Genomic DNA, 13,502 nt, shown 5'->3' with positions numbered 1-13,502 from the left:
TATCGTGGGCACCGAGGCCTCCTGAGTAACGCGATGGCGTAGACACCACCTGAGTTACCCCGGAGGCCTCACCGCGTCCTCGCGACACACCGACAATCCCGCTAGACGACTGATTCCAAGGGGTGTCAGTGGTCGTAGGCGGTTAGGGATCGTAGGACGGGTTGGCTGGTGTGGTCGTTGTGCCAGATGGCGGTGGTCAGGGCCAGGAGTCGTTGGAGGACGCGGACGATGACGCCGGCTTGGGTTCGTCCGCCGTGGCGTTCGAGGCTGAGCTGGCCCTTGAGGGTGTCGAACACCGATTCGATGGTTTGCCGTAGGGGTTTGAAGAACTGGGCGCCTGGTCGGGGGTTCTCCCCGGTCCGGGCTTTGCGCAACAACGTGAATCCGGTTGCGGCCAGGGTGGATTCGAACTCGCGATCGTAGTAGTTCTTGTCCGCGATGAGGGTCCGGCCGCCGCCGGCCAGAGCTGGGGTGGTGGCGATCAGGTCGGTCAGAACGGTTCGTTCGTCGGCCTTGGCTCCGGTCAACGCGAACGCGACGGGCAGCCCGTGCAGGGTGGTCACCAGGTGCAGCCGGAGCCCCCAGAAGTAGCGCGAGTGGCTGGCGCTGTAGCCGTATTCGGCCCATCCGGCCAGGTCTGAGCGTTTGACGGTATCCCGGGAGCGGGCGCACTCGATCGGGGTGGAGTCGACCACGAGTACGTCGTCGGTGGCCACGCTGGTGTCGGCGGCCAGGTGCTCGATCACCGCCAGCATCGTCGGGCCGAGCCGGCGGACCCGCTTGTTGTACCCGGGTTGGTGCGGCACGTAGGGGAAGAGGTGGCGCAGGTTGGCGCGCACGTGCCGCACCCAGCGGGCTTCGTCATCGAATCCCAGGACCGCTGACAGCACCGCCATCGTCACCAACTCGGCGTCGCTGACCTGCGGTTTCATCCCGACCGCGGGTCGCCATGGCGCCAGTTCGGGGTGCCTCTTCAGCAGATCGTCAAGGGTCACATACAGTGCGGTGGCGAGGGTGTCCAGATCGGTGTCCACGAGAGCCTCCAGAGCTCGAGTTGGTTCGCAACACCGAGTCTGGGCACCCTCACCCCCCGAGTCCCATACGCCACACCAGTCACCTTGGAATCAATCATCTAGTCACTTTCGTAACACGGCCTAGCAGGGTTTAGGTGACGTCCATCAGGGTCTACCGTGCCCGACGTCACCCAACCTGTGCTGAGTCGGCCTTCGGTGGTGCGGCCGCAAGGATCGCAAGGAGAGCGCGCACGCAGTGCTCGGCCTCAGCGGTGACCGCGCGGATGGCTGCGTCTTCGCGTATGCCGGCGCCCTCCCGTATGCCGGTGCCTCCTGGTCTGCCGGTGGCCGTCGGTCTGCTCGTGCTCGCCGGTGCTTCCCAGTCCGCGGGAGGAGCGGCGAACTGCAGGGCGCGATCCTCGGCATACGCCACCCAGGCGTGCACGACTCCTAACTGCTCGTCCGGCACGGTCAACTGCTCGGCAACGAGCCGAGCAATGCTCTCTCGCAACGACTTCGCCGTGACCCCAGGCTCGGACCCGGCGCCGTCACTAGGCCCCAGCCAGCCAAAAACCAGCGCCAGATAGAACTCGCGCCGCCGCGCGATCTGGGCGATGAAGCGCTCCACGATCTGCCGCGCCGCTACCTCGCCGGCCAGGTCCGCGTCGGGCCGCACGGTCCGCAGCACCCGCCGACCCGCCGCCGCGACGACCGCCTCGTGGTACGCCGTCTTGGTCGGGAAATAGTGGAAGAGCAGGCCGCGCGAGACCCCCGCCTCGGCCGCGACCTCGTCGAGCGAGAGTTCCTGCACCGGCCGGTCGACGAACTTGCGCAGGCCAATCCCGAGCAGCTGCCGCCGCCGCTCGTCGGGGGTCATCCGCGCCCGAGGGGCGGGCGGATCGGCGGCGTGACGCGGCATACTATTGAGCATTGCTCAATAGGCGACTATGGTCAAGAGCATGGACTTCACCCCATCTGCGCGCGCGGCCGACCTCACCAATCGGGTCCGCGAGTTCGTCGATACCGAGATCGAGCCGGTCGAGCCGGAGTTTGTGGCCGACATTGCCGCTCGGCGCGCGCGGGGTGAGGACCCATGGACGCCGCATCCGGCAATCGAGACGCTCAAGGCGAAGGCGCGCGCCCAGGGCCTATGGAATCTCTTCCTCCCCGCCGGCCACGAAGGCCCGTATGCCGCGAAGTACGGCACCGACGGCGCCGCCGGGCTCTCGAACCTCGACTACGCGCCGGTGGCCGAGCAGATGGGCCGCAGCTTCATCGCGCCGCTGATCTTCAACTCCAATGCGCCGGACACCGGCAATATGGAGGTCATCCTCAAGTACGGCAGCCAGGCCCAGAAGGACCGGTGGCTGGATCCGTTGCTGGACGGGCGGATTCGCAGCGCCTTCTTGATGACCGAGCCGGGTGTCGCCTCCTCCGACGCGACCAATATGGCCGCCACCGCGCGGATCGAGGGCGACGAGGTCGTCCTCAACGGCCGCAAGTGGTGGTCCTCCGGCGCCGGCCACCCGGACTGCAAGGTCGGGATCTATATGGCGCTCACCGACGAGAGCGCCGACCGGCACCACCAGCACTCGATGGTGCTCGTCCCGATGGACGCCCCCGGGGTCAAGGTCGAGCGGCTGCTGACGACGCTCGGTCAGTATGACGAGCCGCTCGGCCACGGGGAGGTCTCGCTGACCGATGTGCGCCTGCCGGTCGAGTCGATCATCGGCGGCCCCGGGATGGCGTTCGCCATCGCCCAGGGCCGGCTCGGCCCTGGCCGGGTGCATCACTGCATGCGCCTGATCGGGTTGTCCGAGAAGGCACTCGAGCTCGCCTGCGAGCGGGCCACGAGTCGGGTCGCCTTCGGCAAGCCGCTTGTCAACCTCGGCGGCAACCGCGAGCGCTTGGCCAAGGCGCGGATCGCGATCAACCAGGCCCGGCTGCACGTCCTGCACGCCGCGTGGAAGCTCGACACCTTCGGCACCGCCGGAGCGCTGTCGGAGGTCTCGGAGATCAAGGCCGCGGTGCCCCAGATGGCCTGCGACGTCATCGATCTCGCGATCCAGCTGCACGGCGGCGGCGGCACCGGGCCGGACTTCCCGCTCGCCGCGGCGTATGCCGGGGCGCGCTCGCTGCGCCTTGCCGACGGTCCCGACGAGGTCCACCTCGTCGTCGTCGCTCGGCACCTGCTCAAGCCGTATGCCGCTGGCTCCTCGGCGCCGAACGCATGAGCTCCGTTGTGCCGCAGTCGCGTTCGGGCCACCGGGTGCTCGTTACGGGGGGTGCGTCCGGGCTTGGGCTGGCGCTCGTCCGGGCCTACTGCGCGCGGGGCGCGCGGGTGCTCGCGGTGGATCTCGCTGACGAGCGGCCGACCGCGGTGCCGGACGCCGCGGTATACCGGCGGCTTGACGTTCGGGCACAACAGGATTGGGACGCGGCGCTCGCCTGGGTGCGCGAGGAGTGGGGTGGGCTGGACCTGCTCTACAACAACGCTGGTGTGGCGACCGGCGGCCGGATCGACGTCGAGTCGATGGCCGACTGGGAGCGCGTCATCGATGTCAATCTGCTCGGCGTGGTGCGCGGCTGCCAGACCTTCACGCCGCTGCTGAAGGAGCAGGGGAGCGGGCACATCGTCAACACGGCCTCGCTCGCCGGGCTGATCCACGGACCGGGGATGTCGAGCTACAACGCGACCAAGGCGGGTGTGGTGGCGCTGTCGGAGACCCTGCATTTCGAGTTGCTCCCGTTCGGGATCCGGGTGTCGGTCGTGTGCCCGGCATTCTTCCGGACCAACCTGCACCAGTCGTTCCAGGGCAAGGATGAAGAGTTCGAGCAGTCGGGGACTCGGCTGATCACGACCGCAAAACTGTCGGCCGACGACATCGCCGCGCGCGTGGTCAAAGGCGTCGAGGCCGGCAAGCACATCATCCTGACCGACCGGCTCGGACGCACGTCCTACTGGACCAAGCGGCTGGCCCGCCCGGTGTATGACCGGGCCGCGTCCCGAGGTGCGCACCGCATTGCCGCCCGCGCCGAGAAGGCGGCGCAGCGATGAGTGACGCCTCCACGCCCGTTGACGTGCGCGACGAAGACGCGTTCGACGTGGAGTCAATGGCGATCTGGTTGCGCACCAACGCTTCTGACGCGGGCGGGTTGCACGAGACGCCGACGGTGCGGCAGTTCTCCGGTGGCGCATCCAACCTCACTTATCTCTTGCAGTATCCCGGCGGTCGCGAGTTGATCCTGCGCCGGCCACCGGGCGGGACCAAGGCGCGCGGAGCCCACGACATGGGCCGTGAGCACAACATCCAGGCGGCCCTGCGACCGGCCTTTCCCAAGGTGGCCCCGATGGTCGCCTACTGCGACGACGAGTCGGTGATCGGCTCGGAGTTCTATGTCATGGAGCGCATCCCTGGGACGATCCTGCGGCGTGAGATCCCAGCCGACATCAGGCTTGATGCGGATGCCGTGGATCGGTTGTGCCGCAACGCGATCGACACCCTCGTGGAGTTGCACCGTGTCGACCCGAGTGCTGTCGGGCTGGCCGGGCTCGGCAAGGGCGAGGGCTATGTCGCTCGTCAAGTCGGGGGTTGGTCGGCGCGCTATCGGGCGGCGCGCACGCCCGATGTCGGAGACTTCGAGGCGACGATGGCGTGGCTCGACGGGCACAAGCCCGACGATATAGCCCAGGTGCTGATCCACAATGACTTCCGCTTCGACAATCTCGTTCTGTCCCCGGAGGATCCGACGCGCGTGGTCGGGGTGCTCGACTGGGAGATGGCCACGATTGGCGATCCGCTCATGGATCTGGCGAGCGGCCTGGCGTATTGGGCGCAAGCCGACGACCCCGCACCCTTCCTGGCGATGCGGCGCCAGCCGACGAATGCCCCAGGCATGTGGAGGCGCGCTCAAGTCGTCGAGCACTACTGCGCGGCAATGGGTTTCACCATGGATCCGGAGCGGTGGCGGTTCTATGATGTCTTCGGCGCTTTCCGGCTGGCGGTGATTGCCCAGCAGATCTACTACCGCTTCTTCCACGGCCAGACGACCAACCCGATGTATGGTGAGTTCGTCAGCATCGTCCGGTTCCTGGACGCCAAGTGCGCGGAATTGATTGCTGCACAGGGCGACTCATCGTTCTCGGACGCGGGCGAGTCGAGTTCGGTGGGCGCCCGGGCCACCGGCGAGGACGGTGCCAACGCCGAAGCCGATGCCACGGGCGAGGGCGGGACCGAGGCGTGAGCGTCACCCTGATCACCGGCGCCAGCTCCGGCATCGGCGCCGAGCTCGCCCGTCAGCTCGCCGCGGCTGGCGAAGACCTGGCCCTCTGCGCCCGGCGGACCGACCGTCTGGACGACCTGCGCACGGAAATCCTTGCCGCGCAACCCGGCCGGCGGGTCGAGGTCCGCGCCCTCGACGTCACGGACGACGCCGCGGTGTTCGCGGTCTTCCGCGCCTTCGCCGCCGACTTCGGCACCATCGACCGGGTCGTCGTCAACGCGGGTCTCGGCAAGGGCGCCCCCGTCGGGACGGGACGGTTCGACGCGAACCGGGCCACGGCATACACCAATGTCATCGGCGCGCTCGCCCAGACCGAGGCGGCGACGGAGCTCTTCCGCGCCCAGAAGCGCGGGCATCTGGTGCTGATTTCCTCGATGTCGGCCATGCGCGGCATGCCCAAGAAGGTCACCGTGTATGCCGCGACGAAGGCCTTCGTTGCCCACCTCGGCGAGGGGATCCGGGGCGAACTGCTCGGCGAGCCCGGCCTCGATATCGACGTCTCGGTGATCCTGCCCGGGTACATCCGCTCGGAGATGAACGACAAGGTGAAGAAGCCGATGCCGTTCATGGTCGACACGGTGACCGGCACCAGGGCCATCGCCGCCGCGATCCAAGCCCGCAAGCCGTATGCCCGCGTCCCCGCCTGGCCCTGGCGTCCGATGGGCACCGCCATGCGTCATCTGCCGCTCAAGGTCGTAAGACGATTGACGTAGCGCGCGTCCGCGGGGTGCCGAGGTGGCGGCCACCTCCATCCGCACTCCGTCGCTGGCGCTCCCTCGTGCTCCCGCCAGTCCCATCCAGTGGCCGCCGCACCCTCCGACCCCCGGCGACTTCCGTTTGGCCCAGGGAGTTTTGAGAACGAGCCTGAAGGTTCGGCGTCGCAAGCACTCAGCCGACTCCCAGCCTTGCGTGCATTCGGCCGTGCCCGTCGCTTGTCGGCAGGCTGGCTTCAGCGCACCAGGTCGGCCGGGCCGATGGTGAGGGGATAGGGGACGTCGAGGACCAGGACGTCGGTGCCCTCCGCGCCGCCCGCCTCGGCATACCGCCCGTCCACGAGGTGCCACGCGATGATGCTCGGCACGTCCGGGTCCACGACCCGGGGTGCGTGCAAAATCTCCAGCCCCGGCGGCAGGCTTCGATGCAGGGCCAGACCGAGTTGGAACGACGCCCGCTGGTGGCGTGTCACCGGTGCCGGGGTCACGAGCAACACCCCGTCGATGAGTTCATACCTGTGGCCGTCGTCCGGCATGGCGTCCAGGTCGGCCCGCGTCAGGGGCCGGCTCCTGGGCAGGGTCGTCATACGGCTCATGGTCCCTCACTTCCGGCCGCGATGTCACGCCGTCGATCCTGACAGCGGATCACGCTCACTGCGGAAACGCATCCACCGGCTCGCCCGGCGCGCGCGCCGAAGAGCCCGGGTGCCGTGGGGCACCCGGGCTCTCGGTTGGCGTCACGAGGTCAGATCAGCGGATCAGATCTCGCTGTCCTGCGGGCTGTCCTCCGGAGAGTCGCTGGGCTCGGCGGGGGCGTCGCTCGGGGCCTGGTCGGCGGCGAGCAGGCGGTAGAGCGCCTTCTTGGTCTCCTCCAGCAGGCCGGTGGCCTGCCTGACCATCGCTTCGTCGCCGGCCTGGGTGACCGCGTGCGCGGCCATACCGACCTGGGCCAGGCTGGCCCACATCGAGCCGCCGGTCGGGCCGCCGAAAGCCTGCGCGGCATCCTGGGCCGCCTCCTCCCACGGACGGGGTCGGTCGCCGGCTTCGGCGACCGCCGTCATGCCTGCTTCGGTGAGGCGGTAGGCCTTGCGCCCCTCGTTGTCGAAGGCCTCGATCAGGCCCTCGTCCTCAAGCTGCGCGAGCGCCGGGTAGACCGCACCCGAGCTGGGGCGCCAGTGGCCGCCCGTGCGTGCTGCGAGCTCCTCGATGATCTGGTAGCCATTGCGCGGCTCCTCGGCAATGAGGAAGAGAGCGGCCGAGCGGACATCGCCGCGACGTCGGCGGCCACGACCACGCGGGCCACGGCCTTCGCCGCGTCGTTCACCGTGCGGGCCACGGGGTCCGCGGCCGCGTGGGCCGGAGCCCGGGCCGCTCTCGCCCCACGGTCCGCGCCGCGAATCGGTGGCGTTGGCCCAGACCCCTTGGCTGTCCTGCGGGCCGAAGCTCGCGCCCGGGGCGTCGAACCCGCGAGCCCGCTCGGGACCGAAGTCTCCGCGCTTGCCGTGACCGTGGCGCTCGCCCCGGCCCTGCTCGGCACGCCCGCGGGGGCCGTCTTCGCCTCGACCCTGTCCACCGCGGCCGCGCGGTCCGCGCTGGCCGTGCGGCCCGCGGACCTCGAACTCCTCGGTGAAGGCGCTGGCCTCGTCGCTCGGCCAAGAGAAGCCGCGTTCTCGGCGCGGTCCGCCCTTGCCGAAGGGGCCGCCCGGTCCGAACGGTCCGCCGGGACCGAACGCCCCGTCATTGCCGAAGGGGCCGCCGGGTCCGAAGACCCCGCCCTTGCCGAAAGGCCCGTCCTCGCTGAGCAGGTGGGCGATCGGGCCGTTCTGATCGAAAAGCCCGCGCGGTCGGTCCTCGGCGCGGAAGTCGCGTCGACCGAAGTCGCGGTCGTCCTCGAGCCATTCCTCGGCCTCGACGAACTCCTCGTCGCCGAATTCGTCATCGTGTGGGTTGTCGTTGGTGATGTTGTTCATTGCTGGACTCCTTGTCCGGGTGTCGGTGTGGTTGTGGGCCACCCACCGGGGGAGCATCGGCGTGCGCCGGCTCCTTGAGCCCGTGGATGGCGGCGAAGCCCTGTGGTGATCCCCCTGAGGCGTTCGCTCTGGTACCACTATGCAAGGCATATCGCCGATATGTCAAAGATATATCTATAGCGTGTAGAGTGACATGGGTCACATTAGACAATGCGCAACGCCGGGGGCGCGCGGCCACCGACTCGTGCTGGGCTTCCCCGCCCATCCGCGCAGACATTGCGCCATGTGTCCCGCCTCGGCGAAGGTCAACTCGACCATCCTCCCGCGGCCTCGCGCACGACGCGACAGCTGCGCAATCTCGCATCCGAGACGGTATGCCGTTGCCTACGGACCGCTCGCCGCGTTGCCGCGCGCTTTCATGGACGGATGACTGACGTGCTCATCGGCGAGACCCCCCTGACCCTGGACCACGTGGTCACCGTGGCGCGCGGCCGCGCCGGCGCGGACCACGCGGACTACCTCGGCGACCCCGTGCGCGTCATCGTCAGTGACGGTGCCTGGGAGAGGGTGCGCGCGAGCCGCACGATCATCGAGGACCTCGCTCATGACACCGTCGCGCACTACGGGGTGTCGACGGGCTTCGGCGCACTGGCCACTCGCCACATCCCGGTTGAGAAGCGGAAGGAGTTGCAGCGCAGCCTGATTCGCTCGCATGCGGCCGGATCGGGCCCGGAGGTGGAGCGTGAAGTCGTGCGCGCGCTCATGCTCCTACGCATCCAGACGCTCGCGTCCGGTCGCACCGGAGTGCGCGAGACGACCCTGCGGGCCTACGTCGGGATTCTCAACGCGGGCATCACGCCGGTGGTGCACGAGTACGGCTCGCTCGGCTGCTCGGGGGATCTCGCGCCCCTGGCGCACTGCGCGCTGGCGCTGATGGGGGAGGGCCCGGTTCGAGACGCATCCGGCGAACTCACCACTGCCGCAGCGGCGTTGGCGTCGGCCGGCATCGAGCCGGCGGAACTCGCGGAGAAGGAGGGCCTGGCTCTCATCAACGGCACCGATGGCATGCTCGGGATGCTGTGTATGGCGATCGCCGACCTCCGCGCCCTCGTCACCACCGCGGACATCGCCGCCGCGATGAGCGTCGAGGGACTGCTCGGCACGGACGACGTCTTCGCTGCAGATCTGCAGGCACTCCGACCCCAACCGGGCCAGGCAAAGAGCGCGGAGAACATGCGAAAGGTGCTGGCGGACAGCCCGATCCGCGACTCCCACCGCGACCCGGAGGCCTGCACGCGCGTTCAGGACGCCTATTCGTTGCGGTGCGCGCCGCAAGTCGCGGGAGCCGTGCGCGACACCATCGACCACGCTGCTCGGGTGGCCGGCTGGGAGTTGGCGAGCGCGATCGACAACCCCGTCGTCACGCGGGACGGCCGGGTGGAGTCCAATGGCAACTTCCACGGCGCACCGGTCGCGTATGTCCTCGACTTCCTGGCGATCGCCGCGGCCGACCTGGCGAGCATCAGCGAGCGGCGCACCGACCGCTTCCTCGACAAGGCGCGCAGCCACGGGCTGCCGCCGTTCCTTGCCGACGACCCCGGCGTCGACTCGGGCCTGATGATCGCGCAGTACACCGCGGCTGGGCTGGTTTCCGAGATGAAGCGGCTCGCCGCCCCCGCGAGCGTCGACTCGATCCCGAGCAGCGCGATGCAGGAGGACCACGTCTCGATGGGGTGGGGTGCTGCGCGCAAGCTGCGCCGCTCGGTGGCCGCGCTGCAGCAGGTGCTCGCCATTGAGTTGCTCACCGCCGCAAGGGGAATCCAGTTGCGCGCACCGCTGGAGTCCTCACCGGTCAGCGGCGCGGTCATCGTTGCCCTGAACGACCTGGCTGACACCGCCCCCGGCCCGGACCGCTTCCTTGCGGTCGATATCGCCGGCGCCTGCCAGGCCGTCGCCGACGGCTCTGTCGTCGTTGCCGCCGAGCGCGTGGCTGGACATTTGCACTGAGAATGTCGTCGGCACGCTTCCGGCCCGGTGCCGGCGTTCAGAGGTGTTCAGAAACGTGTCGTGTTCAGAAGATCTGAACACCACTTTGCTGTCACAACTAGGTGGAGATATGCGACCACTTCTGCTCATGGACGTCGACGGGCCTCTGAACCCTTTCCAGGCCAGGTGGTTTCGTCATTCCCCCAGGCATGGATATGCCGTGTACCAACTGACGCCGGCGGGTGGCATGACCTACCGTGTGGTCCTGAACCCCGCACACGGCCGCGACCTCGACGACCTCGCGAACGCCTTCGATCTCGCCTGGGCGACCACGTGGCAGCACGATGCCAACCGGCTCATCTCGCCCTTGCTCGGGCTCCCCGACGACCTCCCGGTTGTGCCGCTTCGCATGCCGGCCCACCACGTCGGTCGCTGGTGTTGGAAGACCGACCAAATCGCCGACTGGGTCGGAGACCGTCCGTTTGCCTGGTTCGATGACGAGATCAACCGGGCAACGCGCGACCGTCTCGCATACGCTCCCGGAATGGGTGAGCATCTGGCTCTGCGCATCGAACCGCACATCGGTCTGCGCCCGACCGACATCGAGCGGCTCCGGGTGTTCGCGAATGGGCTTGCGGCCTGAACCGCAGGACCGTGGGTCAGTTCACAAGATCGGACGGAACGACCCGAATCGCGAAGGGCGCGGTGAGCGCGAGCACGTCCGACCCGCTCGCGCGACCGGCCTCGGCATACGTGCCGTCGCGCAATTCCCAGGCGATGATGCTCGGCTCATCGGGATCAACGACCCAGTAGGCCGGGCATCCGGCAGCTTCATAGCGAGAACGCTTGAGCAGCAGGTCGATTCGGCGGGTGCTCGGGGACAGGATCTCAGTGGCCAGCATGGGCGCTGCCGGCAAATTGCGTGCAGTCAACTCGGCCACGCGGGCAACCAAGAGGTCGGGCTGAAGCACGGTGTCATCGGCCAGGACGACATCGAGCGGGGCAGGGAAGAGCTCGAACTCTCCGCCTACAAGCGGGTCGAGCACTCTCATCAGGCGAGCAACACAACGCTGATGCATGGGAACTGGCGCGGGTGTCACGAGCAGCGCTCCGTCCAGCAGTTCATACCGATGTCCGTCGTCGGGCATGGTGGCGAGGTCAGCCTTGGTCAGCGGCCGACTCCACGGCAGCGTCGTCATGACAGTCATAGTCCCTCACTTCGTCGACGGAATCCATGGCAACAGTCTCGACAAGATGCGCCTCGGCGGCGCGGCGTCATCCACAGGTAGCCGACGATGCGCGACCTCAGGATCCTGGTGGCATCCGGAGCAATAGCTGCGATCAGCCGGCCAGCGCGTCGGCGATCATCCCGTGGCCCTGGGCCTCGAACTCCTCGTCGCCCACCTGGCAGGCCCACGCTGCGGTGCCGATGGCATCGCGGATCCGCATCCGGCGCCACGCTGCCGGCTCACGTGGATCGGTGCCATAGCCCTCCATGAACGCCTGCTCCAGTCGCGGATCTCGACGGAAGTCTTGCACGGCGAGCCGGCCGAAATCCGTTGCTGCCGGGCGCAGATCCGCACGTCCGAAGTCGATGATCGACACCACATCGTCATGGATGATCCAGTTCCGCGGCTGCCAGTCTCCATGCGTTGGGACCAGGTAAGCCGGCGGGGTCGGCCAACTCATCACCTCACCACGCAGCCGCCCGACCACGTCCGCGGCGATCCGATGCCGGCCGTCCAGCCACGCGAGCGAGCGGGTATTCGCGCGCGCTTCCCAGCCATCGTCCCGGACCCGGAGCTGGCCGTGCAACAGCGCCAGCAACGTCCCGGCCTGACGGTGGACATCCGGGTCATCCGCCCATGTGGAACGGAGCGCGAGTGATCCTGGAAGATACTGCGTGACAACGATTTTTGCCTCGCTATCGTGGAAGACAAGCATGGGCGCGCGCCCGATCGTCGTCCATGGCGCGAGCCAGTTCAGGTGCGCCCGGATTTCGCGCGCCAGGTGGTGATCCCCGGGACCGCCAGCCTTGACAACATAAGTCCGGCCACCCGACGCAACCCGCAGCACGGTCGTCTCGATCAGCCTCCAGCTCAAGTCCGCTTCGACCACGGCACCCGGCAACCACCCGTCCACGAGGGATCGTTGCGCTGCGCTCAGCGAACCGAGATCGCGCGCAGACGTCGCGCCCTCCGTGCCACTCACAGGGCGGCTTCGCCGGCCGGTGTCATCAGCCCGGCCGCTCGCAACTCGGCCACCAAGCGGGTATTCCGCGCCGACGTAGTGCCGCGGGAGCGCCGGGGCGCGAATCGCTGCAGATAGGTGAACTCGTCTCCGGCGTGCCGGGTGGACTCGCTCCACCCGAAGCACAGGCCCTCCTCCAGGACGTCGTGGAAGGTCACGCTCGGTGTGCCACTCCTCGCCTTCGCGATGCGCACCCAAACTCCAGGGCTCGTGTCGTACGACGCGATCAGCCACTGCCGCAAAGACTCTCGCGTCTCGAACGCGACGATCGCGAGCTCGTCGTGCAGATCAGCCATGCCCAAACTCAGCCGCGTAACTGCTGATCGAAGAAGGCCAGCACGGCATCCACGGCCCGTTCCTGGCGCTGCTCGGTCAGCGTCGAATGACCCTTCCCCTCGAGTTCCACCGACGTGAATCGGTCGCCCAACTCGCGTTCCAGGGTCGCAAAGCGCGTTCCGACCGAGGAGTCGCTGGCATACCGAACTCCCAGCACCTCGCAGCCGGCCGCCGCGCGACGACGCACGGTGTCGAGATCGGTCGCACTGAGGCCGAGATCCGCGGCGCGTTTGGACCCGATCGGCATTGGGGCGGCCGGCTGCGCAAGCACCGGAGCGATCACGGGCGCATCGACCATCATCGCCAGGGCGAAGCCGCCGGTAAAGCACATGCCGAGCGCCCCCACGCCGGGCCCGCCCACGTCGGCGTGCAACTCCCGCGCCAAGGCCCGCAACCAGCCCGCGATGCGGCCGGTCTTGCCCACCGCGAGGATCGTGAACTCTCGGCTGATACAGATGCCCGGGATCGCGGCGACCACCCTCGGGACCGAGAACGCGACATCGCGCGGCCCGAAGAGATGCGGCAGGAGCACGGTGTAGCCCGCCGCGACGACCTCCTCGCCGAAGCCGATCACCCGTGTCGTGAGCCCGGGCATCTCGTGACAGATGATCACGCCCGGCCCACTGCCCTTCCGGTAGACATCGTGGGCGATGCCCTCGGATTCGAATCTGCTGCGTTGCCACCCATCCAGCCCGCTCATGCCTCAAGTCTTGCCTACACCCCAGCCGACCACCGGCACGTCCCCATGAAGATGCTGACGCGACTGGGCTGACCGGCCACTCGACGGGGCTGAACCGGCCACTCGACGGGGCTGAACCGGCCACTCGACGGGGCTGAACCGGCCACTCGACGGGGCTGAACCGGCCTTTCGACGCGGGTCAGGTCTCGGATATCAGACACGCGGCGGGCTACAGGCACGCTGGGGGGAGGGGCGAGGGGGGATGCTGGGG

General features: G+C 68.5%; 14 protein-coding genes. 6 read left to right on the top strand and 8 right to left on the bottom strand.

Annotated elements, in window-relative coordinates; all coding sequences use genetic code 11:
* Positions 1 to 125: 125 nt before the first annotated feature.
* Complete coding sequence (locus ABD209_RS04710; protein WP_344062826.1) at positions 126 to 1,034, bottom strand: IS982 family transposase; 909 nt, start codon at positions 1,032 to 1,034, stop codon at positions 126 to 128.
* 166 nt (positions 1,035 to 1,200) lie between these two features.
* Positions 1,201 to 1,932, bottom strand: coding sequence for a TetR/AcrR family transcriptional regulator (locus ABD209_RS04705; RefSeq protein WP_344062824.1), 732 nt, complete (start codon positions 1,930 to 1,932; stop codon positions 1,201 to 1,203).
* Positions 1,933 to 1,972: 40 nt separating this feature from the next.
* Between ABD209_RS04705 and ABD209_RS04700 the strand changes: the two genes are divergently transcribed.
* The 4 genes from ABD209_RS04700 to ABD209_RS04685 are packed head-to-tail and all read left to right on the top strand — an operon-like array spanning position 1,973 to position 6,010.
* Positions 1,973 to 3,247, top strand: a complete 1,275-nt coding sequence (locus ABD209_RS04700) for an acyl-CoA dehydrogenase family protein (RefSeq protein ID WP_344062822.1) — start codon at positions 1,973 to 1,975, stop codon at positions 3,245 to 3,247.
* Positions 3,244 to 4,071 carry an SDR family NAD(P)-dependent oxidoreductase gene (locus tag ABD209_RS04695; protein WP_344062820.1) on the top strand — a complete coding sequence of 276 codons (828 nt, stop codon included), beginning with the start codon at positions 3,244 to 3,246 and terminating at the stop codon, positions 4,069 to 4,071. The genes ABD209_RS04700 and ABD209_RS04695 overlap by 4 nt, the downstream gene beginning before the upstream one ends.
* Positions 4,068 to 5,258 (top strand): phosphotransferase family protein, encoded by a 1,191-nt coding sequence (locus tag ABD209_RS04690; RefSeq protein ID WP_344062819.1) that lies wholly within the window; start codon positions 4,068 to 4,070, stop codon positions 5,256 to 5,258. The genes ABD209_RS04695 and ABD209_RS04690 overlap by 4 nt, the downstream gene beginning before the upstream one ends.
* A complete protein-coding gene (locus tag ABD209_RS04685; RefSeq protein ID WP_344062817.1) occupies positions 5,255 to 6,010 on the top strand; it encodes an SDR family oxidoreductase in 756 nt (251 codons plus the stop codon). The genes ABD209_RS04690 and ABD209_RS04685 overlap by 4 nt, the downstream gene beginning before the upstream one ends.
* A 236-nt stretch (positions 6,011 to 6,246) precedes the next feature.
* On the opposite strand, the gene ABD209_RS04680 is transcribed toward ABD209_RS04685, so the two are convergent.
* Together ABD209_RS04680 and ABD209_RS04675 are read right to left on the bottom strand one after the other, a co-directional pair.
* Positions 6,247 to 6,597, bottom strand: coding sequence for a Uma2 family endonuclease (locus ABD209_RS04680; RefSeq protein ID WP_344062814.1), 351 nt, complete (start codon positions 6,595 to 6,597; stop codon positions 6,247 to 6,249).
* Positions 6,598 to 6,768: 171 nt separating this feature from the next.
* Positions 6,769 to 7,980: a PadR family transcriptional regulator gene (locus tag ABD209_RS04675; protein WP_344062811.1), complete on the bottom strand. Its 1,212-nt coding sequence runs from the start codon at positions 7,978 to 7,980 to the stop codon at positions 6,769 to 6,771.
* 426 nt (positions 7,981 to 8,406) lie between these two features.
* Between ABD209_RS04675 and hutH the strand changes: the two genes are divergently transcribed.
* Together hutH and ABD209_RS04665 are read left to right on the top strand one after the other, a co-directional pair.
* Entirely contained in the window at positions 8,407 to 9,987 is a 1,581-nt protein-coding gene (gene hutH, locus ABD209_RS04670; RefSeq protein ID WP_344062808.1) for a histidine ammonia-lyase, read from the top strand.
* 199 nt (positions 9,988 to 10,186) lie between these two features.
* Complete coding sequence (locus ABD209_RS04665; RefSeq protein WP_425564568.1) at positions 10,187 to 10,609, top strand: hypothetical protein; 423 nt, start codon at positions 10,187 to 10,189, stop codon at positions 10,607 to 10,609.
* Between the two features lie 16 nt (positions 10,610 to 10,625).
* Here ABD209_RS04665 and ABD209_RS04660 read toward each other — a convergent pair whose 3' ends face one another.
* The 4 genes from ABD209_RS04660 to ABD209_RS04645 all read right to left on the bottom strand — a co-directional run bounded on the left by ABD209_RS04660 (position 10,626) and on the right by ABD209_RS04645 (position 13,252).
* Positions 10,626 to 11,165 carry a Uma2 family endonuclease gene (locus ABD209_RS04660; RefSeq protein WP_344062802.1) on the bottom strand — a complete coding sequence of 180 codons (540 nt, stop codon included), beginning with the start codon at positions 11,163 to 11,165 and terminating at the stop codon, positions 10,626 to 10,628.
* 142 nt (positions 11,166 to 11,307) lie between these two features.
* Entirely contained in the window at positions 11,308 to 12,177 is an 870-nt protein-coding gene (locus tag ABD209_RS04655) for a phosphotransferase (protein ID WP_344062798.1), read from the bottom strand.
* A complete protein-coding gene (locus ABD209_RS04650) occupies positions 12,174 to 12,512 on the bottom strand; it encodes a YdeI/OmpD-associated family protein (RefSeq protein ID WP_344062795.1) in 339 nt (112 codons plus the stop codon). Before ABD209_RS04650 ends, ABD209_RS04655 begins: the two co-directional genes overlap by 4 nt.
* A gap of 8 nt (positions 12,513 to 12,520) precedes the next feature.
* Positions 12,521 to 13,252, bottom strand: a complete 732-nt coding sequence (locus ABD209_RS04645) for a dienelactone hydrolase family protein (RefSeq protein WP_344062792.1) — start codon at positions 13,250 to 13,252, stop codon at positions 12,521 to 12,523.
* Between the last annotated feature and the right edge of the window lie 250 nt (positions 13,253 to 13,502).

Source organism: Nostocoides vanveenii (assembly GCF_039531165.1).
Taxonomy (GTDB): domain Bacteria; phylum Actinomycetota; class Actinomycetes; order Actinomycetales; family Dermatophilaceae; genus Nostocoides_A; species Nostocoides_A vanveenii.
The sequence above is the reverse complement of the archived record's forward strand: the minus strand, read 5'-3'. Positions and strand labels throughout refer to the sequence as shown.